Consider the following 24,545-nt stretch of genomic DNA (forward strand, 5'->3'; position numbering starts at 1 on the left):
ATCAGTTGTATGCTCGTGCAACGCGGCCAGCAGAACTTAGCCGATAATGAGAAGTATAAGCCGGAACAAATACAGATTGCCCTTTGCGGATGGTGACTTCGATACCTTCGTCACTGATTAGCGTTGCATCCTCATCGATTGGGAAAATGATTTCGGCGCTACTCACAGTCACCGAGGTCTGGCTTGGTTTGGTGTATAACGCGAACTTGAAATCGTCGACGGGAACAGGATACAGCAGCGCACCGTCTTGTTCTATTGGAGTAAGTAGGAGTGTACTCTCTGGCTTTTCGGCAAAACGAGTACATTTTGCTAATTCCAGTACATCCATGTGTTTTGGTGTAAGTCCTGCCCTCAATACATTGTCTGAGTTTGCCATGATTTCCAGCCCGGTGCCTTTCAGGTAAGCATGCGGTGTGCGCGCATCCAGATACATGGCTTCACCTGGTTGTAGCGTGAGAACGTTGAGCATCAATGGGGCGAATAAGCCGATATCATTCGGGTATTGTTCAGCCAGTTCAAGGATCAACGTAGATATGCTTTGAGACTGATGCGACTGAGCATACGCGAGCAACTTTTCGACGGCTTGTCGCTTGGCGTCACCAGTCAACGACAACAGTAGGGTGAAGAATTGTTGCAGACCTTGTTCATGCTGGTTGTTGCGTAGTTCTTCTACCAACGGTTGAATACACTCGATCTTCAACGGTTCAAAATGATCAATGATGGACGAGATGGAACGAAAGCCGTTCATTGCCTGATAAGGCGTTATCGCATAAACCAGTTCGGGCTTGTGGTTTGGGTCTTTGTAATTGCGGTTAGCCGCTTTGATATCAATTCCTGCCTCGTTTTCTTTGGCATAGCCAGCCTGCGCTTCTTCTTTACTTGGATGTACCTGAACCGATAGTGCCTGAGCAGCTGCCAGTACCTTGAACAGATAAGGAAGTTCACCAAACTGAGCGGCAGTTTGTTGGGATAGAAAACGCGATTTATCTTGCGCGATGAGTTCACTCAGCAATAAAGATGAGCCATTCAGCTCTACTTCCGAACATCCATTTGGGTGTGCGCCCATCCAGATTTCAGCTTGGGGGTGTTTATTTGGATTAGCAATATCAAACAGCTGTTCGATGGAGTCTGAGCTTCCCCAAGCGTAGTTTTGAATTTTGTTCTTCATCACAAAGAACGGAGTAGTGATGGTATTCATTCCAGGTCCCCGAAAAATTACTTCGCATTTATAGCAAAAAACTCCTGCTTGGTGCAGGAGTACAACAGAACCTAACGATTAGGAGCATGATTGTTGTCAAGTTCCGCCCGAATAGTCAGGCGGAAGAGGGTGATTTATATTTTTAGGCGGCAACTTGCTGCAACTTAGCCTGACGCATCTTTTTCAATGTCACACACACTAGCGCTGTGACAACTGAACCAGCAATCATACACATAATTGCAAGCAATGGTTTGTTCATCGCACCGAGCAGAGCGACAACTGGTCCACCATGTGCCACGCTGTTAGTGATACCAAAAGAGAACGCCATTACTGCTGCCACCATCGAACCAACGACGTTAGCCGGAATTACTGACATTGGATCTTGCGCGGCAAATGGAATGGCGCCTTCAGAAATACCCACTAAGCCCATTGCTCCCGCTGCTTTACCCGCTTCAATTTCTGACGCTTCAAACAAGTTTAGTTTGCGGCCAAGAATGGTGGCAAGTCCCATGCCCAATGGCGCAACGGGAATCGCACACGCCATGGCGCCCATAAATTGAGTTTGACCGCTGGCGATCATACCGACCGAGAACAGGAAGGCGACTTTATTGAATGGGCCGCCCATATCAAAGCCTGCCATCCCACCAAGCACGATACCTAGTAGCACCAAGTTACCTGAACTCATCGAGGTCAGCAGTGCTGTCATGTTATCCATCAAGCTGGCAATCGGCGCACCGATGACAAAGATGAACAAGCCAGAAATAAATAGCGATCCAACAATCGGTGCGATCATGATGGGCACCAAAGGTTGGATAAATTTATGGTAGTGAATGCTGGTGAGCCATTTTACAAAATAGCCTACTAACAAACCTGCGATGATGGCACCGATAAAGCCAGTACCTGCATCGGCGCCGTAGAACGAACCGTTGTTGGCAATCCAGCCGCCAATTAAGCCCGGGGTGAGCGCTGGCCGGTCAGCAATCGCGTATGCAATGTAGCCTGCCAGAATTGGAATCATCAGCGTGAACGCGACCACACCGACATCCAACACTTTATTCCACATGCTGCCTGGGGGAATGGCCATGCCTGCTTCCGTCGGTTGTCCGCCAATCGCCAGTGCCAAGGCAATCAATAGACCGCCCGTCACAACAAACGGAATCATATGCGAGACGCCATTCATCAGGTAGCGATATAGATCAGAACGGGTCTGCGAAGCTTTTCCTTTCGCGTCGGCACTCGCTTGTGTGCGTGCATCCGGTTGATAGATCGGTGCTTGCAATGCACGTTGAATCAGACCTTTTGCGTCACGGATCGGTTCTTTCACTCCTGTTTCAATCAGTCGTTTACCGGCAAATCGCGCCATATCCACTTGTTTGTCACTGGTAACCATAATGGCGGCCGCTTCGGCAATCTCTGTTGCGCTTGGGGAGTTTTTTATTCCGATTGAGCCATTGGTTTCGACTTTGATGCGATACCCCAGTTCTGCCGCGCCTTTTTCTAGTGCTTCCGCCGCCAGGTAAGTATGCGCAACTCCCGTTGGGCAACCTGTTACGCCGATCAAAAAGCCGTTTTCACCAAGGCTTTCTGTGCGAGCTTCAGATTGGGCCAGCAGTAATTCAAGTGCTTGGTGTTCGTTTTGTGCGGCAAGAAATTGGGCAATAAAGCCCTCTTCGATGAGTTTGGAAGAGAGTTCGGCCAACACTTCGATATGATGATTCGCGCCGCCGTCAGGTGACGCAATCATGAAAAACAATTTAGATGGTAACCCATCTTCCGCGCCGTATTCGATCCCGTTGCGGCTGATACCGATGACCACGGCTGGTGCTTTCACCGCGCGACTCTTCGCGTGTGGAATGGCTACGCCGTCTTCAAAGCCGGTATTGCCTAATTCTTCACGTGCATAAATGTCTGCCAAAAATTGTTGTTTGTCGTGAAGGCGGCCTTCCTGATCCAATACATCAACCAGTTCAGACAGCACGCCGTCTTTGTCCTGTGCAATTAGATTGAGCCGAATTAATCGCTCATTAATCAGTTCGGTGATCATTGTCGTTCCCTTGGTTTCTTGTTTTCTAATGCTCTAATTGTGAGCGTGAAGGTAAGTAGGGGGTAGTGTACAAACAATGCATTTACTGGATTATTGTAACCTCTATACCTAAACGTGATCTTGCTCTCTTTTGATGGATTAGTTTTTATAGTCAGTTTTTAATATTAAAATTCAATAAAAACAAGTTGTTATGTTTATTTTGTTAACTGATTTCTTTATGGTGTCATCTGGTTCTATATGGAGATAATGAATAGAATTGGACTATTGGTGCGTGGTTTGGAGGCGTAATGAGCCAAGTTTTTACCCACATTATTGAAGCATTAGTGGATGAACGAGACAGTTGTCATCGGATTTGGTTTGCGGGAGATAAGCATACGCCACCTCCATTCAGCTATCAGGTTAACTTTCCGCGTTTAGAGTTAGTGCTTAAAGGGTGTTATCGCAATCAAATTGAAGATGGGGAGCATGGCGCACAGATGGTTGACATCATGGAGGGGGATGCGTTGTACATTCCTCCCAACTGCTGGAACAAGCCGGATTGGGAGGGGGATTGCTCGGTGTTGAGCTTGTTGTTTGGCCGTCGCCAATTGGGGTTCAGTTTCGTCGCTAAGCGAAAAGGTGAGGTCGGATTTTATGACGTACAAAAGCACAGTATTCAGACTCGCACGGGGTATGCGATCGATAATATTCTGGAAAGTCTGAGTGCGTTGGCGCGCGAACCGCGCAAAACACCGATGGACGAACATCTTCTGCGTGCGCTGCTCAATTACACACTGATGATCTTGGAACCGCCAACGCTTTCCTCGAAAAAGCGCAGTGAAGATTTGTATCAGGGAATCTGCATTTACATTCAGGAGAATTTTCATCGCGCGATTACGCGCGACAGCATTGCGCAGCGCTTTAACATTTCTGCGAATCATTTATCGCGTCTGTTTCGTCAACAGGGACATATGACTCTGGCCGATTACATTACTTGGGTCAGGATGGAACGGGCCAAGTTTATGCTGAAAAAATATCGCTTTCGGTTAGCTGAAGTGGCCACACGTTGTGGGTTTCAGGATGTGAACTATTTCTTTCGTGTGTTTAAGCAGCGTACTGGCATGACGCCGTCCCAATACCGAGTTCAGGTTCAATAGTGGTGGTTTAGCTCGGTTGATAGTGAGCCATGATGTGCAACAAAATACTCTGTATGGTCTCTTCTCGACGGGCCGAAAGTAATAGATGTGTGCTGGCATCGGCAATGAACCAGCGTGTCAGCCGAGTGACGGCAATCAGCCATTCCTGATGCAACGCGGCGGGTAGAAGAATTGAGCACACCAAGTGAACGGGTTCATGTGCCGATTGCCAATCCAGCGCCTCGTCCAGCGAGAACACAATCAAACACGGTCGGTCGATGTGTTCACTGACGACATGGGGGAGTGCGATGCCACCGGCCATAGCGGTTGAAGAGATGCATTCACGTGCGAGTAATTGTGTCAGTAGGCCGGATGTGGCATTGGGGTTTGCGAGCTCCGCAATACGTGTTAGCGCTGAGCGTTTGTCTGACAGGATTTGCGAGCGTTGATAGTGCCAGTCGTAAACAAAAGGCAGTTGAAAGGCGGAATGTTCAGTAAACAGGCGCTTCGCGTGATGATTGGGTTTATGTGAGGTGGAGATTAGCGTAGCATGTTCTCGCAAATATTCAGTAAATACGATGCAAGCGAGTTCTGCGTCGAGCCCTTCTATGGCGAGCTGACAGAGGTCGTGTCGACAGCTTCCCAAACTCATGATTCGCAGTGATTCATTGAGTGTCGCTTGCTTGCCACGGGTCACATTGTAAAACACAAATAGGGAATGAAAATAGTCGGTTAGCTGCTTGAGTTCTTGCAATTGCCATCCTGCGAGGCCATCGTGCTCAAGTACGAAAGTGATACGCGATGTGATCATACGTCAGATAAGCACTGGTCGATGACCTGATGAACGTTGATCAGAACCTCTTCAATGCTGAAGGTGAAGGTTTTACAACCACGAAAGCGCTCTTTTGCTTCGATTTCGATGTCAGACACAATCATACGAATGTCGGCAGATACGATGTCCGCGACTGTCAGGGCATTTTCGATTCCCATCGCGCCTTGCGTTTCCACCTGAATGCTGATGTTACGTTTGTGCGCCTCTTTTCGCAGCACATCCGCAGCCATGTAGGTGTGAGCGATTCCGGTTGGGCAGGCCGTGACAGCAACGATTTTCACTCTGAATGTTCCTTATTGATGTAGACGACAGCCATGAGTTGGCTTGTTGAGCGTTCGCACACTATAACATTAAGCCTCGGCTGGCTGAACGGGCTTGCATTAACAAGAGGGCCGAAGCCCTCGATTTACACCTTAAACGTTGAGAAGCTGTGGATCAGCTGCTGGCCGTTTTCCATCAATAGTTCGCTGGCAGCCGCGACTTGCTGGGCTTGTGCGGCGGATTGAGTGCTGTGATCGGCAATTTGCGTCAGGTTGCGGCTGATTTCATCGGTGGCAAGCGACTGTTGGTTACTCGCCTCAGCAATGTGCTGATTGAGAGTCAGAATGGTGCTGACCTGCTGATCAATCGCATTGAGAACCTGCTGAGCCAAATCCGCTTGCTCTTGCGTGGCTTTCGATTGCTGCTGTGTTTGCTCCATGGACGCGCTGACATCGCGAGTGCGCTGCTGCAAGCTGGCGATGATCTCTTCGATTTCATTGGTGCTGCTTTGTGTGCGTGTTGCGAGCGTGCGTACTTCATCAGCCACGACGGCAAAGCCACGTCCTTGTTCACCGGCGCGGGCGGCTTCAATCGCGGCATTAAGCGCCAGTAAGTTGGTTTGTTCGGCGACGCCACGAATCACTTCCAGCACCGCGCCCACTTCTTCTGTTTCTCTGGCTAGCGCCTGAGTGTCGCGATCGGTTTTACTCAGCAGCTCAGACAGAGAGCCCATATAGCCGGAGGCTTTGGCGATGACATTACTGCCTTCCTGACCCTTGGCACTGGCAGTTTGCGCGGCTACTGCAGCTTCCTGCGCCGCATTTGCCACTTCCTGATTGCTGGCGTGCAGCTGGTTCATGGCCGAAGCAACGGTATCGACCGACTGCTGCTGCTCCATCGCTTTGCCAGAGGCACTCTGTGCCACTTGCGTCAGCTCTTGAGCGCTGCCGGTAACACTCTCGGTGATTGGTGCGATGTCTTGAACGATATGACGAATCTTGCCGGTAAACTGGTTGAAGGCGCGTGCGATGCGCGACAGCTCGTCACTGCCGCTGGTATCGAGTTGACGGGTAAGGTCACCTTCGCCCTTGGCAATATCTTCCATCGCATACAGCGTTGCCAGACAGGGTTTCGTAATGCTGCGACCGATGGTGTAGGCGAGGGTAAACATTACCGCAATGGCCATCGCCAGTTGTAGCAACACGGTCTGCATCCGTGTCGCGACCAGCGCTTGCACATCATCAATATACACACCGGAACCGACCACCCAGCCCCAGGGTTTGAACAGTTTGACGTAGGAGACTTTCTCGACAGCGACTTCGGCACCCGGCTTCGGCCACAGGTAATAGACAAACCCTTCTCCCTGATCACGGGCGATATTGGCCATATCGACAAACAGTGCTTTGCCGTTGGGATCTTGAATGCCAGATAAGGCTTTGCCATCCAACTGCGGTTTAAATGGGTGCATTACCATGGTTGGAGTCAGATCGTTGATCCAAAAGTAATCATCAGCACCATAGCGGGCACTGGCAATGGCCTGTTTGGCTTGTTGCTGCGCTTGTTGTTCGGTGAGGGCGCCACTGGTTTGCTGCTGATAAAAGTAGTTGAGCAAAGAGGTGGTGCTTTCAACCAGATGGCGGGTTTTGGTTTGCTTGGCATCCATCAGGTCATCCTGATAGTCCTGCACGAGCAGTGTGAATGGGATCAGCAAAAGTAATGTAATCGTACCACCCAGCAAGTAGAGGCGGGCGCGGATACTGATCTGACGCAGACTGGAAAAATTCATGAGCATCACTCCTTGTAATGCAGGCTGTTAAACAGAGGCGATGTTGTTATTGAAGAATTATTAATCGCACTGTGCACTGTAACAAAAGGAGGAAATGAGCGTAAATGAGACTTAAGGTGAACAATCAATAACTTGCAACTTGGGTCTTGTTTTCAACGAAATCATGGTGTGTTTGCAGCAGAAGGCGTGCAGTTTGTAGGCAATAAAAAACCGAGCCAGAGGCTCGGTTTATAAAAAAGGGTCAGAACGTATTAGTTCATGCCGTAGAAACTGAACGGCTGTTTTCATTAGTTTTTGATGGTTTCCTGTTGTTATATTTTATTGTTATTTTTCAGTTAATTGTATTTATTTTTGTATTGATTTGTCTTCTTTCGTTTCTGGTCTTATTATGTTCTCGGGGTACATATGGGGGTACATGAAACACGGTTATGTACCCCGATGGAAAGGACGTTATGGGCAAACTCTACGACAAGCATTTAAAAACCGCTTTAAATAAATCTCACCCGAAAGTGTTCATTTTGACTGATGGTGAAGGACTGGGGGCGAGGGTCTCCCTGAAGGGGAATGTGCGTTGGCAATTTCGCTATAAGATTAATGGCGTAAACAAGCGTATCGATCTTGGTGATTACCCGGATTTGTCCTTGTTAAAAGCACGCGAAGAGGCGCAGAAGTGCCGAGAGTGGTTAGCTGAAGGTCATGATCCTAAACTACAACGTTCTGTCACACGACAAGAAACCCTGAAGCCCGTTTCGGTGCAAGATGCGTTAGAGTATTGGCTGGTGGAATATGCAGAGTCCAACCGCGCTAATGCTGGCAAACACCGAGCTCAATTTCAAAGACACATTTATCCCTATATTGGCGCTTTGCCATTGGCGCAAACAGAAACACACCATTGGGTTGAGTGTTTTGATCGTGTTCGCAAAGGGATTGCGGGCAAGCAGCGTCCAGCGCCTGTTGCAGCCGGATATGTGCTGCAAAATGCAAAACAAGCGCTGCGTTTCTGCCGAGTGCGCCGCTATGCCACCAGCCGTGTTTTGGACGACTTAACCATCAATGATGTTGGTAAGAAGCAACGGAAAAAAGACCGAGTTCTGACGGCCAGCGAGCTCATGGGCTTATGGAATGCGGTTCAGACGCCCACAAAGTTTCTTCCCTACTACTGCCATTTGGTCAAATTCTTGGTGGTGTTTGGTGCTCGCACCCAAGAGGTACGTTTATCAAAATGGAAAGAGTGGGATCTTGATGCTTTGCTGTGGACGGTGCCGAAAGAGCATAGCAAAACGGGTGAAAAGATTATCCGTCCGATTCCCGCTGAGTTAGAACCTTGGCTGCTTGTACTTAAGGCAAACAGTTCCAAAGAAGCATTTATTTTAGGAGAGGAGAAAGCACCTGAAACCGTCAGCCAACAAGGTCGTTTTTTCTGGCAACGCTTGGAGCACGAAGAGGCGTGGACGTTGCATGATATCCGTCGAACATTCGCAACGCGTCTTAATGAGTTGGGTGTCGCGCCTTATATTGTCGAACAGCTTTTGGGGCATAGCTTGGGTGGTGTGATGGCGATTTACAATCGTAGTCAGTATCTGCCGGAGAAGAGGCAAGCGCTTGATATGTGGCTAGAACACTTGGATGTTACTTGTGATGATTCGAACATTGTGCCATTCACTAGCTTTAGGTGTTCTGAGTAAAACGATAAAATCGAATCCAAACCGCCTTTTAGTACGATTGTCGCGCTCCCCAGTTTTTGACTTGGCAGCTTAACTGAACTCTGGTCCAGTATTGTCTTAAGCGCAGTGTTAAAGGCCGTTTTCAAACCAGCATAAGTAAACCTGTGCTGGTGGTAACGCCGACTGCTGGCTCAAGATTAAGACGCGAAGCACCTTAGGAAGCGAATATAAAAGATCATACCCTGCTGCATTAGAGAACAAACAACCACCAGCCGCTATTGAATGAATTTGCTGTTGGTCCAACGAATTGACCTAAAAATTAAGAGCTAGGATTTATGCCACATAACCCAATAAACCAAAGTGAAATCAACAAAGCCGTGTGGAACGCTTGCGATACCTTCCGTGGTACCGTTGATCCCTCCATTTACAAAGACTTTATCCTTACCATGCTGTTCTTAAAGTACATCTCGGATGTGCATATGGATAAAGTGGAAGATCTGAAAAAAGAGTTTGGCGACATTCCTGAGCTGATTGCCGAAATGCTGGAAAGCCAGTCGTTTAAAATCCCAATGGGCAGCTCGTTCTGGGATTTGTACGAAGCGCGTTTTGAAGCAGGTAACGGCACACGTATTGATACCGCACTTCACGCGATTGAAGAAGCGAACAGCAAACTCAAAGGCGTGTTCCAAGACATCAGCTTTAACACCGATAAACTGGGTGATGAAAAACAGAAGAACGACATTCTGCGCCATCTGTTAGAAGACTTCGGTAAACCAACCCTGAGCTTACGCCCAAGCCGTGTGGGTTCACTGGATGTGATCGGCAACGCCTACGAATACCTGATCAAACACTTTGCCGCAGGCAGCGGTAAATCGGCGGGTGAATTCTATACCCCTGCGGAAGTCTCCGATCTATTGTCGATTATCCTTGCTCCGCAAGAAGGCGATACGATTTGCGACCCTGCCTGTGGTTCTGGCTCACTATTGATGAAATGTGGCAAACAGGTGCAGAAGAACTTTAACGGGTCTAAGAAATACGCCCTGTATGGTCAGGAAGCGATTGGCTCTACCTGGTCACTGGCAAAAATGAACATGTTCCTGCACGGTGAAGATAACCACCGCATTGAATGGGGCGACACCATTCGCAACCCTAAGCTTCAGGATGCCAACGGTGGCCTGCTGCACTTTGATGTGGTGACCGCCAACCCGCCATTTAGCTTAGATAAATGGGGCCATGAAGATGCCGAGAACGATCACTTTGGTCGCTTCCGCCGTGGTGTGCCGCCAAAAACCAAAGGCGACTATGCGTTTATCTCGCATATGATTGAAACCCTAAAACCGCAAACTGGCCGTATGGGTGTGGTGGTTCCTCATGGGGTGTTATTCCGAGCTTCATCAGAAGGTAAAATTCGCCAACAATTGATTGAAGAAAACCTGCTTGATGCCGTCATCGGCCTGCCAGAAAAACTGTTCTTTGGCACAGGTATTCCTGCGGCGATTCTGATTTTCAAAAAGCATAAAGACGATAACAAAGTGCTGTTTATTGATGCCTCGCGTGAGTTTAAATCAGGCAAAAACCAGAACGTACTGACCGAAGAAAACATTCAGAAGATTGTCGATACCTACAAAGCCCGTGCAAGCGTGGATAAATACGCTTACCTTGCCACGTTAGAAGAGATTGCCGAGAACGACTACAACCTCAATATCCCGCGCTATGTCGATACCTTTGAGGAAGAGGAAGAGATCGACCTGATGGCAGTGCGCAGTGAACGTTTGGCGCTGCAAAGTGAACTGGCGGATCTGGAAGCGGAAATGGCGGGTTATTTGGAGGAGTTGGGATATGGTGCCTAATGGTTGGCTAGTCAAATCTCTAAACGATATTACTAATTGGTCATCAGGAGGAACTCCGTCAAAAAGTAATCCTGCTTTTTGGAATGGAGACGTTCCTTGGATTAGTGCTGCTTCAATGCGCGGTCATTATTTCGGTGATTCTGAGGTAAAAATAACAGAAAAGGCGGTAAGTAACGGAGCTAAGATGGCTCCACAGAACAGTTTACTTTTGCTTGTTCGTGGGAGCATGCTTTGGAACAAAATCCCAGTCGGAATTGCAACAAGAAAAGTGTCGTTTAACCAAGATGTTAAATGCCTTAAGCCTGACATTAGCAAAACTGATTCAGAATTTTTACTTTATTGGTTTTTAAACAATGAACATCGTTTGATGAGTATGGTGACAGGCACTGGGATAGGTGCAGGCAAACTAGATACTACCGATTTGCAAAATCTTGACGTTTTTCTTCCCCCCCTCCCAGAACAACAAAAAATCGCCAAAATCCTCTCCACTTGGGATAAAGCGATTACCACTACCGAGCGATTGATTGCAACCAGCCAGCAGCAGAAAAAAGCCCTGATGCAACAGTTGCTGACGGGGAAAAAGCGTTTGGTTAATCCTGACACGGGGATGGTGTTTGAGGGGGATTGGGAAGAGGTTAAGTTGAAAAAACTTGGCAAGTGTTTGACAGGCCTAACATATTCACCTGATGATGTTCGAGAAGAAGGAATATTAGTTTTACGCTCTTCGAATATTCAAAATGGTAAACTTTGTTTTGATGATAATGTCTTTGTTAATAAAGAAGTTAAGGATGAAGTAAAAACCAAATATGGGGATATCCTAGTTTGTGTTCGAAACGGTAGTCGTAACTTAATCGGGAAAAGTGCTTTTATTACTGACCGAGCGATTGGTTTGACTCACGGGGCTTTCATGACTTTGTTCCGAGGTAAATACCCTGAGCTTATTTATCAATTATTCCAAACACCGCAATTTTATAAGCAAGTAAGTATGAATTTGGGTGCGACAATTAACTCAATTAATACAAGTGATTTACACAAGTTTAAATTTAAAGTTCCTTACGATGACTTGGAAGTAAAAAAAATCGCTTCAGTCCTTACCGCTGCCGATAAAGAAATCGAATTACTAGAAGTCAAACTCGCGCACCTCAAAGAGGAAAAAAAGGCGTTAATGCAGCAGTTGTTGACGGGCAAGCGCCAAGTGAAAGTGGAACATACGGAGGAGGTCACATGCTGACCCAAATTCAGATTAAAAAATTCAAAAGCTATCAAGAGCAGGTGCTTCATCTTTCGCCCTTAACTCTTATGATTGGTGCGAATGCCTCAGGTAAAAGTAACGCGTTGGAAGCGTTTCGCTTTCTTGCTTGGATTACGCAAGGGCAAAAACTGTCGGTTTTAAAGCACCGAGTCGATGATTCCGAGCAAATCTTGCGAGGGCAAGTGAAAGATTTGGGCTATTTGGGAGCGCAAGCATTCTCTTTGGGGTGTATGACCGATGATGAGGTGTGGAATCACTTTGAGGTTGAAATTTCTTTACGTGATGATGAATTACACATTTCTCAAGAAAGCATCAGCTCACCAAAAGAGAGTTTCCCTCTCTACAAAATTGCCCAGCCTTCATCAGGTTTGGGTACGGATGTACGCATTGCTTACAACAATTTTGCTCGCGGTGGTAAAAAGCCTCAAGTACCAGGAACGGATCAAATCACCGTTTTGAGCCAACTGGTTTCTTCCGCCATGTTTGAATCTGGCCACAAGAAAGCGCAAAAAGAGATCCCGATGGTCACTGAGCAGTTTCAAAAGTTGCTATCTAACACGCTCTTTCTTGATCCTGTCCCTGCATTAATGCGGGGAGATAGTTTTCCTGAACGTTCGCTTAGAGGGGATTGTGCGAACTTGTCTGGCGTGCTTTATACACTCTGGAGAGAGGAGAGTATGCGGGCGGTAATTGTGGACTTTATCAAAAGTTTGCCAGAGCAAGATGTGAAAAATATTTCGTTCTTTGAAGATCGCCGAGGTCAGGTATCGCTTGAACTTGTAGAGAGTTTTGGTAATGAAGAGCGTACTTGGTCGGTCGAGCTATTATCGGATGGCACTCTAAGGGTATTGGCCATAGCTGCGGCACTGCTTTCTGCGCCCAAAGGTTCGACGGTTGTTATTGAAGAAGTGGATAACGGCGTTCACCCATCTCGTGCAAAACAGCTGTTATCGACAATGCGAGAGCAGGCGGAGAAACGGAATGTTCGGCTTTTGCTATCGACGCATAACCCTGCCCTAATGGATGCGCTGCCAGATTCAGCTCTCGGTGATGTGGTGTTTTGTTATCGTAACCCTAAGAGTGGTGATAGTGAGCTGATTAGATTGTCAGACCTAAACGATTATCCAGGTTTAGTTGCCCAAGGACCTCTCGGTGAATTAGTTACCAACGGTATCGTTGATCGCTTTGTAAAGTCACCGGTGACACCTGAAGAGAAAAAGCAAAATGCCTTGGATTGGTTGGCTAAGATGCAAGGAGAGGATGAATGAGCTCTGTTTGTATCATCGACACATCGATCTTTTTAAATCTTCTGAATGTACCTGGCAAAAATCAAGACAAAGAAAAGGTAGTCGAGGATTTCACTGTATACGCTCAATCAGGCGTTACGTTTATTTTACCTATGGCCACGATTATCGAGACAGGTAACCATATAGCCCAAAATGGGAACGGCGGAACCAGACGCAAAACGGCTGAGAGATTTTGTGCGGCGGTAAAGGGTGCGTTCACAGGTGCTGCGCCTTATCAGCCAAGTGAATTTCCAAACTCAGCAGAGGTTTTAACTTGGCTAGACAGTTACCCACAACACGCTGGAGCAAGCAAATCAGCAACAAAACAGAATGAGGGTACTAGCTTTGGTGATTTAAGCATCATCGAAGAGTTTAAAAAGTGTGTCGGTAAGTTCTCTATGAGCGAAGTGTTCATCTGGTCTCTCGATAGTGACTTAGCTGCCTACCACCGAGGACAGCCGTGAGTTCCCTACATGTCCCTAATTCAAGCAACAGAGAAAAGGCGGAAAGGGATAAATCTGAATGTTAGTGTTTAACTGCACCAAAACGGCAGTGGAGTTTTTACCGTGACACGTCAGGGTAAAAAATAGCCACCACTCGAACCATCGCCAACACCTAAGGTTGGCGATACGCAGTACGATAACCAACCTGTCAGTGCATGGCTGGTGCATGCCATCAAGGTTCAGCGTAAAAACGTGTTAATTGCCATGCATGTGCAGACTCGTTACGTCATGGTGTTTACGGGCCTGAGAAAAGGCGACTGGGCTGAGTTTTTCAATCAATCGTTGGAGCGGTTGTTTAATAATATGCAGTTCTTCGGTGAAGAGTTTGAACTGTGCGATGAAGCCAGTTTCCACACCATGTTTAATCAGTTTATACGCTTGCACTCGAAACCCTATTTTTGCCAGCGTGGTGATCGCAGCGTGCAAAGCCACATTAATGATGTCGCGTGGCACTTTGAATATCGTGTTCATCAGATCGGCAGTTTGCCTGACGCTCAGGAGCAGTGTGCGTCGTTTGATGAATGGGTTAACGGCATGATTCGTTCGACCAAAACACAGAAAGATTATTTCCATCCTGATGAAGAGATGTTTTTGGACTGGATAAGCGAGTATGGCGATCTAGACCACAGCGAGGTGCCGCTGATTCGTCAATATTTTCATTCGCTACGTGTGCAAATGTGCCCTTTGCTTCCTGAGCAAGAACAAGTAGCCGAAATGAACGCGATGATGGATAGCGCGTTAAATGAGTATTACGAAAGCCGACCTTCGATTCCCGATAATATGCTCGATTTTAATCAGGCCCGAGCTAATAAGAGCAACAAATAACCTGAAATAACAACAATCAAAACCATCAAAAAACATCAATAAGGCTAGGTATGGAGACACAACTCTCAACGTTTGAGCAACTGCTGGCTGAGTTCAAGCGACTTGAACCTATGGCGGTTGCAGAACCCACGATTTTTAGTATTGGCAGTAAAGGCTATTACGAAAACCCGACGACAGACATATTAGCGTTCTTTTGTGACAGCAACGGTCAACATCAACTTGGTGATACCGTGCTAAAGGCGCTTCTAAGTTGTCTGCATTTACCTGAAAAAGACCGTTTGGATAGCTCGTTAATCGAAGCGCCTGAGCGTGAAGTAAAAACTCAAGCGGGCAAGCGCATTGATTTGCTACTGGAAGGTACTGATTGGGTGATGGTGATAGAAAATAAAATCTACCATCAACAAAACAATCCGTTCGATGATTACCAGCGTTTTATTCATGAAACGCAAAATCAAACTCGTTTTCATGACAAACGGAAGATTTTTGTGGTGCTTTCCCCTACGGGTGAAGTCTTACCAAGCGGATGGTATGGCATCAGCTATCCTGAGCTAATTGCTGCTTTAAAAGTCGAGCTAGCAGAACAGTTTCTTTCCCAACCTATCAATAAATGGACTTTGCTGCTGCGTGAGTTCATCTTGCATCTGGAGAGCCTTATGTCTCAACCATCTGTGAATCAGCAAACCCTCGATTTTGTCTTAAATAACCTTTCTGCAATCAAAGAGATTCAGGAAACCAAACAGCAAGCGATTAACCAATACCATCAACGTTTACAAACGGCTATCCAAAGCAAGTTAGGCAAGGATATTGTGATTCGCTTGCATCACTGGGGTGGTTATCCTGCGTTGCGATTTGCCTTATCCTGTTGGAAAGATACGGAGTCGGATGTAGTGCTGTTTCTCTCTGGTGAGAAAGGTGAATCTTCGATCAATGTTTATGCCCACTTGTGTGAAGGTTATGACGAACACAAAGCAGACTCATTGATCCTGACCAATGCCAATGTGGAACGTTGGGTTGAAGGCAATGGCCAATATCGTGGTTATCGAACCAAAGTCGCAGCAATGACGGAAGAGGACATCATTCAATTCATTTGCGCACGTCTTTCTGAGCTGGAGCGGTTTGAGCGTGATTATCAGGGAGAGGATTGATGAGTTCACCGCTACCCAATTTCCGTGAAGAGTTTAGTGCCAAAATTCCTGCACTGACGTTGCTCACTAATCTCGGCTACCAATTTATTCCGCCAAGTGATTGCCTTGCGATGCGCGGCAGTATGTCGTCGGTGATCTTGCCTAATGTATTGCGCAGTGTTCTGAAACACAAAACCCATACCTTTATGGGTAAGGACTATCCGCTCTCCGAATCGGCCATCGATAAAATCATTCAGGAGCTGGCTAATCCTGCGATGAATGCGGGTTTAAAAGCGGCGAATGAAAAGCTCTATGATGCTTTAACCTACGGCATCAGCGTGACGGAATTTATTGATGGCAAAAAAGCCAACCCAACCATTCAAATCATCGATTGGGAAACGCCTGCGAATAACCAATTTCACTTCACCGAAGAGATGGGCATCGAAAACACCCACGGTACGGGCAAGCGCATTCCCGATGTGGTCTGTTTTGTTAATGGCTTGCCTTGGGTGGTGATTGAAGCGAAGCGCCCCGATTCTTCCCATGAAGGTAAACCGACGGTTTCTGAAGGTATTTCTCAAAATATCCGTAACCAGAAAAACGATGAAATTCCTCATCTGTTCGCCTATAGCCAATTGCTGTTGTCGGTTAACGGCAGCGATGGGTTGTATGCCACCAGCGGTACACCTGAAAAATTTTGGGCGAAATGGAAAGAAGAACAAATCACGGAAGCCACTTACCAACGGCTGAAAAACACCCCGCTGACGCAGGATAAACTCGACTTATTGTTTAACCATCGTCCGTCTAAAGTAAGAGATGAATATCTGTCACTGATTGCTGGTGGTGAACTGGTTGTCACCGACCAAGACCGTTTACTCGTGTCACTGCTGCGCCATGACCGTCTGCTAGAAATGACGCGCTTATTTACATTGTTTGATAAAAAGGCTGGCAAAATTGTGGCTCGCTATCAGCAGGTATTTGGCATTAAAGCGTTGATAGAGCGCGTGACTTCTTTCGATGATAAAGGCGCTCGCAATGGCGGCGTGATTTGGCATACCACGGGCTCTGGCAAGTCCTTTACTATGGTTTTTCTCTCGAAAGCCCTAATCTGGCTTGAAGCGCTGAAAAAATGCCGCGTGGTGGTGGTAACCGACCGTGTCGATTTGGAAGACCAGCTTGCTCGCACTTTTGCCTCTGGCGGTGCGTTGTCTGATAAAGACAAAAAGGATGCGATGGCGACCACAGGTAAACGCCTTGCTGAACAAATTGGTAAAGGCAACGAGCGGATTATCTTCTCTATCATCAATAAATTCGGTACCGCAGTTGCCCTACCTGAGTGTTATAACGACAGCCCCGACATTATTGTGTTGGTGGATGAAGGCCACCGCAGCCAAAACGGTTCAAACAATATCTTTATGCAGCAAGCCCTGCCGAAAGCGGCGTATATCGGCTTTACTGGCACTCCGCTGCTCAAAGACGACAAAACTGAGAACAAGTTCGGTAAAATCATCCACTCTTACACCATGCAGCAAGCGGTGGAAGACAAAACCGTGACGCCATTGCTGTATGAAGAGCGTATCCCTGAGTTATGTACTAACGACAAAGCGATAGATGCCTGGTTCGACCGCATCACCGATAAACTTTCTGAAAATCAGCGCACCGACTTAAAGAAAAAGTTTTCGCAGAAAGGCCAGATTTACCAAACTGAAGGCCGTTTGGAGCTCATTGCACACGATATTTCTGACCATTTTCAAAACTTCAAACGTGAGGGATTAAAAGGCCAGTTGGCGTGTGACTCCAGGGCTTCCGCCATTCAGTACAAGAAATTGCTCGACCAAATCGGTAAAGTCACCTCAGTCGTTGCCATGTCGTCACCTGATACACGTGAAGGTCACGATACCGTGGATGGCGACAGCAAAGACTTGGTGCAGAATTGGTGGAAAGAGAACGTCGGCAGTATGGACGAAAAAGCCTACACCAAGCAGATCATCGAAGCGTTTGGTAGTGATGATGGCCCCGACATTATGATTGTGGTTGATAAGTTACTGACAGGCTTTGATGAACCGAAAAACACTGTACTCTATATCGACAAGCCCCTAAAACAACATAACCTGATCCAAGCAATTGCTCGGGTGAACCGTCTGCACCAGAAGAAACAGTTTGGTTACCTGATTGACTATCGCGGCATTCTCAAAGAGTTAGATGCCACCATTGCCGATTACCAAGAACTGGCAGAACGCACTCAAAGCGGATTTGATATCGATGATCTGAAAGGGCTGTATGCTCGTATGGATACCGAATACAAGAAGCTACCCGGTCTTTACAACAGCTTATGGGCGATTTTCGATGGCGTGCAGAACAAGCAAGATGGGCAAGCCCTTCGCCAAGCATTAGCACCCAAAATCGATACTATTGACGGCCAGCTTACCGATACCAATTTGAAAAAACGCGAAGACTTCTATTCTGCGCTGACAGAGTTTGCCAACTGTCTGAAAGTGGCGTTACAGTCCGCCACCTATTTTGAAGATAAGAGTTTCGATAACAAGCGTGATTTGTACAAAAAGACGCTCAAATCCATGTCGGAACTGCGCAAGCAAGTGCGCGAAGATGCTGAAGAAACCGTCAACTATGATGAGTTTGCCGAGAGCATCCGGACTTTACTGGATAAGCATATTGCAGGTGTGGAAATTCAAGAGTCGAAAGGTGCTTATCTGGTTGGCAATATGGGCAAAGCCCCGAAGCCAGAAGAGATGAGTGACGACGAAGCACGGAATAAGAAAGATGTGATTACAGGCCGTGTGACCAAGATGATTGAACAAGAACTGGCGGATGATCCATATGCGCAGGAATATTTCTCCAATTTGCTCAAAAAGGCTATCGAGCAAGCCAAAGAGATGTTCGATGCACCAGTGAAGCAATATCTGTTGTTTGCCGATTTTGAAGAGCAAGTTAAAGAGCGCAATGTGGAAGGTATCCCCACCGACCTTTTTGCTGAACTTGACCCGAAAATCAAACGCCATGTTCAGGCCTACTATGGTTTGTTCCTACAACATGCCACTGAAAATCCATTGTCAGAGCCGGAATGTTTTGATTTTTCGATGCAGATTGATGAGGTTGTGACGGCAGCCGTAGCGGAGTTTTCGATTAACCCATCGGAAATTGAAAACCAAATCCGACGCGTATTACTTCCTATTTTGTTTAAGGTGGTGGGGATGGATAAAGCCAAAGCTATCATTACCGATATCATCCAGATCACCCGCTTGGGCGTGGCAGGCCATCATTAATGACATCAGTGAGTTCGAATGAAGGCAAACTAGAGGAATACAGCTTCATCTATGGGGAGGAAGCCGTCACCTATGAGGTCGTGCGGAAACCCCATCCAGAGGGCAAAAAGCGCAAAATCGCCATCAAAGTTCACCCCAATTGCGAAGTGGTCGTGAATGCCCCCGAAGATGCCGAGCGTAGTGATATTCATGATGCAGTGATGAAACGGGCCAAGTGGATTTATGACGCTCTGAAAGAGTTTCGTGGCCATTTGAAATATGTGCAGCCTAAAGCCTACGTTAGCGGAGAGATGCAGTTCTATCTTGGTCGCCGCTATGTTTTGAAAGTGGTCGAAGATCGTGATGCTATTGCCAACGTCAAAATGGAACGCGGTAAGCTGGTGGTTACCTTGAATCGTTTTAATGAAGACAAGCAAGCATTAACCAAAGCTCTGGTCTCTGGTTGGTACAGCATGCGTGCTGAGCGCATCTTTCACGAACGTTTAGCCGCTTTGTTGCCACAAACCTCTTGGGTTGAAGGCATACCCAGCTTCCGTGTTCTGCCTATGGCCAAGCAATGGGGAAGCTGCTCGACTAGGGGCAATTTAATGCTCAACCCGCACTTGGTGAAAGCCCACAAAGAGTGTATTGACTATGTCATTCTGCATGAGCTTTGCCATATCGCTGAGCACAACCACAGCGACAAATTCTGGCGATTGCTGATTAGTGTGATGCCCAATTGGCAAGAAGTAAAAAGCCGTTTAGATGGTATGGCTGAGTTGTATTTGGGGGAGTGAGTTCTCCACATTTTTGGACTCTGCGGCGATTTGAATCGCGGGTTTCGTCGCTATGGCGATGTGTTTGGCATTAATAGCATGCTTTACTTCAGGCAGATGGCGACTCATCTAGTTGTGATCGAAATATCGCTTTGTGATCACTTGATTATATCACTTTTCTAATGGCGCTTGAGGCCTTGCTGCATAAGGCTTAGGCCGACAATTGTGATCACCTATCGGATCAGTTTCGATTATTTGACCGTGTGCGGTGATATTGCTTTGGCTTAAGGCGACTGGTGCTATAGTTTTGCGCTCCTTTGTCTGCGGATTTGCCTTTATTTTTTGCCATGTAGCTTAGGCGAAGCCGTGCCGCATTGAGCTCATGATTTTTTAGGTAGGTTTGGATACGATAGATGCGGTTTTTGACTTTATAGGAAAAGTTGCCCGGATCTAGTTGATGCCATAGTTCCTTCGTCAGTTTGTCAATCTCATAACTTTTCTGACATACATGACCACTTAGCATTATTGCGGCGTGGTAGTGTTGGCTTGCCGCTTGTTCTTGCTCTCGAACCCAGATATAACCAATCCGACATCGGTAGTGTTTTTTGAGTTGCGTGACCAGTTTTTTGAACAAGGCAGAGATAGCCTGATTGCCCTTCGTGAACGTGTGCTGATGCAATTGTAATAGAACAACCGTCACCTTGGAGTAATAACCCAACATCACATCTAGTTGTTCAAAACCCGCTTTAAGTATCTTTAGGTTAATGCCTTCCGGATTCATGAATACAAGTTGTGACGCCTGATTATGTTCATAAATGGCCAGTTTCGATTTGGTTGGGTGCAGTGAAAGGCGGGGCATACAATATATATTACCTGCATCGACTTGGTGGATAGACTAGGTACCACATCGCAACAGATGGTGCTTAGCCGTTGCCGTGACATTGAGATAAAAGTTCGTTTTCTGTGTCAGATAAGGACAAAATAAGACACGTATTGACCAAGAAAAAGGGCCTAAGCCCTTGCTCTATTGCTGTGTGTTTCGGAGTCGTTCTTTTTGCCATCCGTCGATGTCGCTGACTAGCCATCCATTAATATTGCCGCATGGAGAGTAAAGCGGTCTAGGTAGGCGGTTTTGCTTAACCATGCGATGAATCGTGCGCACGCTGACTCCCAATTTCTTTGCCAGTTCCGTTTTTCGGATAATTCTTAAACTATGCTGTGGTAGCTGTTTGACCATGTCACGGGCGAAATCGTATTCCATGCTTACAGTTCCTCACCGGCAAATTCACCGTTAACCCACGCGATTAAATCAGACAATCTCCAGCATACAGAACGGTTGCCCAGAGTTATCCGCTTGGGGAAGCGACCTTGTTGTTCTAACTTCCAAGCCTGACTGCGAGATATCGAGGTAATATGTTTGCGTTCGACTTCTCTCACTAAGCGATCGCTGGCTATCAGTAAATCAGGACGTTGCTTATCATTAAGATTCATCTGTTGCATTCCATGTTCTCCGGTTCTGAATTGTTCATGATGGTATTGAATCGTTTTCAGAATGAAGTAACGGAGAACATGATGCTGGTCAGTCGATACTGATTTCCATTAATTTTTGTTTTTGGCGGTGAAATGCCGCTTTAGGAAGTCTCGGACTAGCTGCAATTCATTGGCGCCGTTGCGCCCTCGTGATTGAGCAATATCAGTAGCGTGCTCCGAAGCGTATTTTTTAATCGTTTTTTCACTCATACGCGCGACAAACTTTATGTTTGGAAACAAGCCCTCACTGGCTAAGTCTTTTATGCCTTTTGCAAAGCAGCCAAGACGTACATGATGGTGGGCTGGCGTTGAATAAAACAACGAAGCGGCTTCGGATATAAGCAATTTATAGTTCCGTTGCCGTTTATGACTGAGCATACCGCCAATAGTCGTGGCGACAAGGTGCCGGAGTCTATTGAGTTCAATATTCGATGGCTGGAGTGAGCGGTCGATGAGCTCTCGCACTTCCGGATGCAATCTCATTCTCATAAACACGGTTGATACCATTAAAGGCGTGCGATGTTTTTCCAACGCGGCTCTAATCATGTCCATCAGGGCGATTTCTACCTCCGAACCTAACTTTTCAGCATTAGATTTGGTGGTGAGTTTGGTCACGAGAGATTTGACTTTCTGAGTCTGCTTTTCCTTATGGCGGCCACCAACGGTTGGGAATGGTCTCCAATCTACAGGTTCAAAGTCAATCGTAATCACCTTATTGACACTGCTACGCTTGCTCAACGTAAATACTCCTTTACTCTTAAGCCCACATCCTAGGGTACATATGGGGGTACATATAAACAAAAAGCCACACCCCCTTTAAGAGAATGTGGCTTGATATTCAGTGGCTTAACTAATTCGTATCAGTTCATGCCGTATTTTTTCAGTTTCTTGCGAAGAGTACCGCGGTTGATACCCATCATCGTTGCTGCGCGAGTTTGGTTACCGCGAGTGTACTGCATGATGGTGTCCAGTAGTGGTTGTTCAACTTCAGCTAGAACTAATTCGTATAGTTCTGTCACTTCCTGACCATTCAGTTGAGCCAAGTAGTTTTTAAGAGACGCTTTAACTGAATCACGTAGTGGCTTTTGCGTGATTTGATCTTGTGAAGTTACGGTTGTTACTGTTAAAGCTTCTGAAGTCAGATTTTGTTCGAACATATTCGGTCTAGCTCTTCTCTTAATTATGATGCAACGTTATCAAAATAACCCTCTAATGCTTCGATTTGCATTGCTGCAAGGTCGATGGCATTGAAGGTACGGCGAAACTCACTTGCCTGTTCATGTTCTTTGAGATACCACCCAACGTGCTTCCGCACTATGCGAGGGCCTAAATACTCTCCATAAAATTGATGCAGAGCGTTCACATGACCAAGCAGGATGTCTTTCACTTCCGAAGTCGGGAGATCAGGCATCGTGGTGCCGTTTTCCAAATAGTGTTGGATTTCCTGGAAAATCCATGGACGTCCTTGGGCAGGTCGTCCAATCATTAAAGCGTCAGCGCCGGTGTACTCCAGCACATGTTTGGCTTTCTCCGGAGAATCGATATCACCGTTAGCGATGACCGGAATTTGAATAGCCGCTTTGACCGCTTTAATGCTGTCGTATTCCGCCTCACCTTTGTACATGCAGGTACGGGTTCGCCCATGGAGCGCCAGTGCCTGAATGCCGCAGTCTTCGGCAAGTTTAGCGATTTGGACACAGTTTTTGTTTTCTGGGTCCCAGCCAGTGCGGGTTTTGAGTGTTACAGGAACATTCACTGCATTCACTACAGCTTTCAGGATGTCTTCAATGACATCCGGATAGCGCAGCAGCGCAGAACCGGCCAGCTTTTTATTCACTTTTTTCGCTGGGCAGCCCATGTTGATGTCGATGATTTGCGCACCGTTTTCAACGCTGAACTGGGCCGCATCGGCCATCAGCTGTGGATCGGAACCAGCAATCTGTACAGAGCGAATGCCCGATTCGCCTTCATGTACCATGCGGTTTCTGGACTTGTCTGTTTTCCACAGCGCAGGATTGGAGGACATCATTTCACTGACGGCCATCCCCGCGCCATAGCGGAGGCACAACTCTCGAAACGGTCTGTCGGTGACACCGGCCATCGGTGCAACGATGAGATTGTTCTTAAGTTGATAATTTCCGATTTTCAAAACGTCTTCACAGCTTCATACCAGCAAGGGCGCGCATTTTACGCATTTTTTCGATGCGTGAAAAGACTAATATTTGAGCATTTACAAAAACATTTTGTAAATGGTCTATTTTTCAGTCAATTAGCACGCAAAGTCTTATCTAGCCTTGCTTGCGACCCGTGATACGGCACCATTCTTCCTTCTCTTTGATAGGATCAACGTGCAGTTCGTCACGGTAGTAATCCGCCACATCTTCAGCTTGGGTGTTGAGGACTCCAGACATCGCCAGCAGGCCGTCTGGTTTCATCAGACTCTTGATGACGGGTGAAAGTTCACGCAGTGGACCGGCCAGAATGTTAGCCACGACCACGTCAGCCACTAAGCCTTCAGGTTGGTTTTGTGGTAGGTAGACTTCGATTTGATCTTCGACACCGTTGCGCGCTGCGTTGTCTTTCGACGCCAGCAGGGCTTGTGGGTCGATATCAATACCGATCACTTTCGCGGCGCCCAGTTTGATTGCCGCAATGGCCAGAATGCCTGAGCCACACCCAAAGTCGATCACGGTCTTGCCGGACAGATCGAGAGAGTCCAGCCACTCTAAACACAGCGCTGTGGTTGGGTGAGTACCAGTACCAAACGCCAGACCTGGGTCGAGCATAACGTTAACCGCATCTGGATCAGGTACATCGCGCCAGCTTGGGCAGATCCACAGACGCTGGCCAAACTTCATCGGGTGGAAATTATCCATCCATTCGCGTTCCCAGTCTTTGTCTTCAATTTGCTCAACTTTGTAGGCAAAATCGTCCGCCAGCAGGTTACTGGCGCGAATTTGGCTCAGAACCCATGAGGTATCGGCTTCGGCATCGTAGAGGGCAAGAACATCGGTATCGCCCCACAAACGGGTTTCACCCGGCAGGGGTTCAAACACAGGCGTATCCTTCGCATCCAGGAAAGTAATGGATAACGCGCCGGTTTCTTCCATCAACATATCGCTGATGCGTTCAGCGTTTTCGTTGGTCGCGTTAAGTTTAATTTGAATCCAAGGCATTGCTCTTGCTCTCTTCAGTTCGTTCAATTGGCGCAAAGTGTAGCAGATTTGGCCCGTTTT

22 protein-coding genes are annotated in these 24,545 nt (G+C 47.0%); 10 read left to right on the top strand and 12 right to left on the bottom strand.

The window, feature by feature from the left end; all coding sequences use genetic code 11:
• Window position 1: 1 nt before the first annotated feature.
• Window positions 2-1,198: a mannose-6-phosphate isomerase, class I gene (gene manA / locus LGV68_RS18905; RefSeq protein WP_222771934.1), complete on the bottom strand. Its 1,197-nt coding sequence runs from the start codon at window positions 1,196-1,198 to the stop codon at window positions 2-4.
• A 142-nt stretch (window positions 1,199-1,340) separates the two neighbouring features.
• Entirely contained in the window at window positions 1,341-3,242 is a 1,902-nt protein-coding gene (locus LGV68_RS18910; RefSeq protein ID WP_154183648.1) for a fructose-specific PTS transporter subunit EIIC, read from the bottom strand.
• Between the two features lie 287 nt (window positions 3,243-3,529).
• Here LGV68_RS18910 and LGV68_RS18915 point away from each other — a divergent pair, with 287 nt between their 5' ends.
• On the top strand, window positions 3,530-4,378 hold the full coding sequence (locus tag LGV68_RS18915) for an AraC family transcriptional regulator (protein ID WP_212571058.1): 849 nt from the start codon (window positions 3,530-3,532) through the stop codon (window positions 4,376-4,378).
• A gap of 7 nt (window positions 4,379-4,385) precedes the next feature.
• On the opposite strand, the gene LGV68_RS18920 is transcribed toward LGV68_RS18915, so the two are convergent.
• From LGV68_RS18920 to LGV68_RS18930, 3 genes are all read right to left on the bottom strand, one after another.
• Window positions 4,386-5,111 carry a PTS sugar transporter subunit IIA gene (locus LGV68_RS18920; RefSeq protein ID WP_238853835.1) on the bottom strand — a complete coding sequence of 242 codons (726 nt, stop codon included), beginning with the start codon at window positions 5,109-5,111 and terminating at the stop codon, window positions 4,386-4,388.
• A 53-nt stretch (window positions 5,112-5,164) separates the two neighbouring features.
• Window positions 5,165-5,470 carry a fructose PTS transporter subunit IIB gene (locus LGV68_RS18925; protein WP_154183642.1) on the bottom strand — a complete coding sequence of 102 codons (306 nt, stop codon included), beginning with the start codon at window positions 5,468-5,470 and terminating at the stop codon, window positions 5,165-5,167.
• 125 nt (window positions 5,471-5,595) lie between these two features.
• Window positions 5,596-7,236: a methyl-accepting chemotaxis protein gene (locus LGV68_RS18930; protein ID WP_222789534.1), complete on the bottom strand. Its 1,641-nt coding sequence runs from the start codon at window positions 7,234-7,236 to the stop codon at window positions 5,596-5,598.
• 452 nt (window positions 7,237-7,688) lie between these two features.
• Between LGV68_RS18930 and LGV68_RS18935 the strand changes: the two genes are divergently transcribed.
• From LGV68_RS18935 to LGV68_RS18975, 9 genes are all read left to right on the top strand, one after another.
• Window positions 7,689-8,921: a site-specific integrase gene (locus LGV68_RS18935; protein ID WP_233958739.1), complete on the top strand. Its 1,233-nt coding sequence runs from the start codon at window positions 7,689-7,691 to the stop codon at window positions 8,919-8,921.
• Between the two features lie 314 nt (window positions 8,922-9,235).
• Complete coding sequence (locus LGV68_RS18940; RefSeq protein ID WP_252535874.1) at window positions 9,236-10,750, top strand: type I restriction-modification system subunit M; 1,515 nt, start codon at window positions 9,236-9,238, stop codon at window positions 10,748-10,750.
• The gene (locus LGV68_RS18945) at window positions 10,740-11,981 is read left to right on the top strand and encodes a restriction endonuclease subunit S (protein ID WP_252535880.1); all 1,242 of its coding nucleotides are present in this window, start codon (window positions 10,740-10,742) and stop codon (window positions 11,979-11,981) included. Before LGV68_RS18940 ends, LGV68_RS18945 begins: the two co-directional genes overlap by 11 nt.
• A complete protein-coding gene (locus LGV68_RS18950; RefSeq protein ID WP_252535881.1) occupies window positions 11,975-13,270 on the top strand; it encodes an ATP-binding protein in 1,296 nt (431 codons plus the stop codon). The genes LGV68_RS18945 and LGV68_RS18950 overlap by 7 nt, the downstream gene beginning before the upstream one ends.
• Window positions 13,267-13,752: a hypothetical protein gene (locus LGV68_RS18955; protein WP_252535883.1), complete on the top strand. Its 486-nt coding sequence runs from the start codon at window positions 13,267-13,269 to the stop codon at window positions 13,750-13,752. Before LGV68_RS18950 ends, LGV68_RS18955 begins: the two co-directional genes overlap by 4 nt.
• A 231-nt stretch (window positions 13,753-13,983) precedes the next feature.
• Window positions 13,984-14,616: a hypothetical protein gene (locus tag LGV68_RS18960; protein WP_252535885.1), complete on the top strand. Its 633-nt coding sequence runs from the start codon at window positions 13,984-13,986 to the stop codon at window positions 14,614-14,616.
• Between the two features lie 110 nt (window positions 14,617-14,726).
• Entirely contained in the window at window positions 14,727-15,761 is a 1,035-nt protein-coding gene (locus LGV68_RS18965; protein WP_252535886.1) for a PD-(D/E)XK nuclease family protein, read from the top strand.
• Entirely contained in the window at window positions 15,761-19,024 is a 3,264-nt protein-coding gene (locus tag LGV68_RS18970; protein WP_252535887.1) for an HsdR family type I site-specific deoxyribonuclease, read from the top strand. The genes LGV68_RS18965 and LGV68_RS18970 overlap by 1 nt, the downstream gene beginning before the upstream one ends.
• The gene (locus tag LGV68_RS18975; RefSeq protein WP_252535888.1) at window positions 19,024-19,800 is read left to right on the top strand and encodes a SprT family zinc-dependent metalloprotease; all 777 of its coding nucleotides are present in this window, start codon (window positions 19,024-19,026) and stop codon (window positions 19,798-19,800) included. Before LGV68_RS18970 ends, LGV68_RS18975 begins: the two co-directional genes overlap by 1 nt.
• A 220-nt stretch (window positions 19,801-20,020) precedes the next feature.
• Here the strand turns inward: LGV68_RS18975 and LGV68_RS18980 are convergent, their stop codons facing one another.
• From LGV68_RS18980 to prmA, 7 genes are all read right to left on the bottom strand, one after another.
• Window positions 20,021-20,638: an inovirus-type Gp2 protein gene (locus tag LGV68_RS18980; protein ID WP_252535890.1), complete on the bottom strand. Its 618-nt coding sequence runs from the start codon at window positions 20,636-20,638 to the stop codon at window positions 20,021-20,023.
• A gap of 165 nt (window positions 20,639-20,803) precedes the next feature.
• Entirely contained in the window at window positions 20,804-21,040 is a 237-nt protein-coding gene (locus LGV68_RS21495; RefSeq protein WP_222766514.1) for a helix-turn-helix domain-containing protein, read from the bottom strand.
• A 2-nt stretch (window positions 21,041-21,042) separates the two neighbouring features.
• Window positions 21,043-21,279: an AlpA family phage regulatory protein gene (locus tag LGV68_RS18985; protein ID WP_252535892.1), complete on the bottom strand. Its 237-nt coding sequence runs from the start codon at window positions 21,277-21,279 to the stop codon at window positions 21,043-21,045.
• A 99-nt stretch (window positions 21,280-21,378) separates the two neighbouring features.
• Window positions 21,379-22,047 carry a hypothetical protein gene (locus LGV68_RS18990; RefSeq protein WP_252535893.1) on the bottom strand — a complete coding sequence of 223 codons (669 nt, stop codon included), beginning with the start codon at window positions 22,045-22,047 and terminating at the stop codon, window positions 21,379-21,381.
• Between the two features lie 122 nt (window positions 22,048-22,169).
• On the bottom strand, window positions 22,170-22,466 hold the full coding sequence (gene fis / locus LGV68_RS18995) for a DNA-binding transcriptional regulator Fis (protein WP_000462885.1): 297 nt from the start codon (window positions 22,464-22,466) through the stop codon (window positions 22,170-22,172).
• Window positions 22,467-22,489: 23 nt separating this feature from the next.
• Entirely contained in the window at window positions 22,490-23,458 is a 969-nt protein-coding gene (dusB, locus tag LGV68_RS19000; protein WP_038130037.1) for a tRNA dihydrouridine synthase DusB, read from the bottom strand.
• Window positions 23,459-23,597: 139 nt separating this feature from the next.
• Complete coding sequence (prmA, locus tag LGV68_RS19005) at window positions 23,598-24,485, bottom strand: 50S ribosomal protein L11 methyltransferase (RefSeq protein WP_032081850.1); 888 nt, start codon at window positions 24,483-24,485, stop codon at window positions 23,598-23,600.
• Window positions 24,486-24,545: the final 60 nt, after the last annotated feature.

This window comes from Vibrio sp. LQ2 (assembly GCF_023920125.1).
In the GTDB taxonomy this organism is placed as follows: domain Bacteria; phylum Pseudomonadota; class Gammaproteobacteria; order Enterobacterales; family Vibrionaceae; genus Vibrio; species Vibrio fluvialis.

Excerpts from the sequence above, each read along its gene's own strand:
- manA (WP_222771934.1), bottom strand. The coding sequence starts at position 1,198 with ATGAATACCATCACTACTCCGTTCTTTGTGATGAAGAACAAAATTCAA.
- LGV68_RS18910 (WP_154183648.1), bottom strand. The coding sequence starts at position 3,242 with ATGATCACCGAACTGATTAATGAGCGATTAATTCGGCTCAATCTAATT.
- LGV68_RS18915 (WP_212571058.1), top strand. The coding sequence starts at position 3,530 with ATGAGCCAAGTTTTTACCCACATTATTGAAGCATTAGTGGATGAACGA.
- LGV68_RS18930 (WP_222789534.1), bottom strand. The coding sequence starts at position 7,236 with ATGAATTTTTCCAGTCTGCGTCAGATCAGTATCCGCGCCCGCCTCTAC.
- LGV68_RS18935 (WP_233958739.1), top strand. The coding sequence starts at position 7,689 with ATGGGCAAACTCTACGACAAGCATTTAAAAACCGCTTTAAATAAATCT.
- LGV68_RS18940 (WP_252535874.1), top strand. The coding sequence starts at position 9,236 with ATGCCACATAACCCAATAAACCAAAGTGAAATCAACAAAGCCGTGTGG.
- LGV68_RS18945 (WP_252535880.1), top strand. The coding sequence starts at position 10,740 with ATGGTGCCTAATGGTTGGCTAGTCAAATCTCTAAACGATATTACTAAT.
- LGV68_RS18950 (WP_252535881.1), top strand. The coding sequence starts at position 11,975 with ATGCTGACCCAAATTCAGATTAAAAAATTCAAAAGCTATCAAGAGCAG.
- LGV68_RS18955 (WP_252535883.1), top strand. The coding sequence starts at position 13,267 with ATGAGCTCTGTTTGTATCATCGACACATCGATCTTTTTAAATCTTCTG.
- LGV68_RS18965 (WP_252535886.1), top strand. The coding sequence starts at position 14,727 with ATGGCGGTTGCAGAACCCACGATTTTTAGTATTGGCAGTAAAGGCTAT.
- LGV68_RS18970 (WP_252535887.1), top strand. The coding sequence starts at position 15,761 with ATGAGTTCACCGCTACCCAATTTCCGTGAAGAGTTTAGTGCCAAAATT.
- LGV68_RS18975 (WP_252535888.1), top strand. The coding sequence starts at position 19,024 with ATGACATCAGTGAGTTCGAATGAAGGCAAACTAGAGGAATACAGCTTC.
- LGV68_RS18980 (WP_252535890.1), bottom strand. The coding sequence starts at position 20,638 with ATGCCCCGCCTTTCACTGCACCCAACCAAATCGAAACTGGCCATTTAT.
- LGV68_RS21495 (WP_222766514.1), bottom strand. The coding sequence starts at position 21,040 with ATGGAATACGATTTCGCCCGTGACATGGTCAAACAGCTACCACAGCAT.
- LGV68_RS18985 (WP_252535892.1), bottom strand. The coding sequence starts at position 21,279 with ATGCAACAGATGAATCTTAATGATAAGCAACGTCCTGATTTACTGATA.
- fis (WP_000462885.1), bottom strand. The coding sequence starts at position 22,466 with ATGTTCGAACAAAATCTGACTTCAGAAGCTTTAACAGTAACAACCGTA.
- prmA (WP_032081850.1), bottom strand. The coding sequence starts at position 24,485 with ATGCCTTGGATTCAAATTAAACTTAACGCGACCAACGAAAACGCTGAA.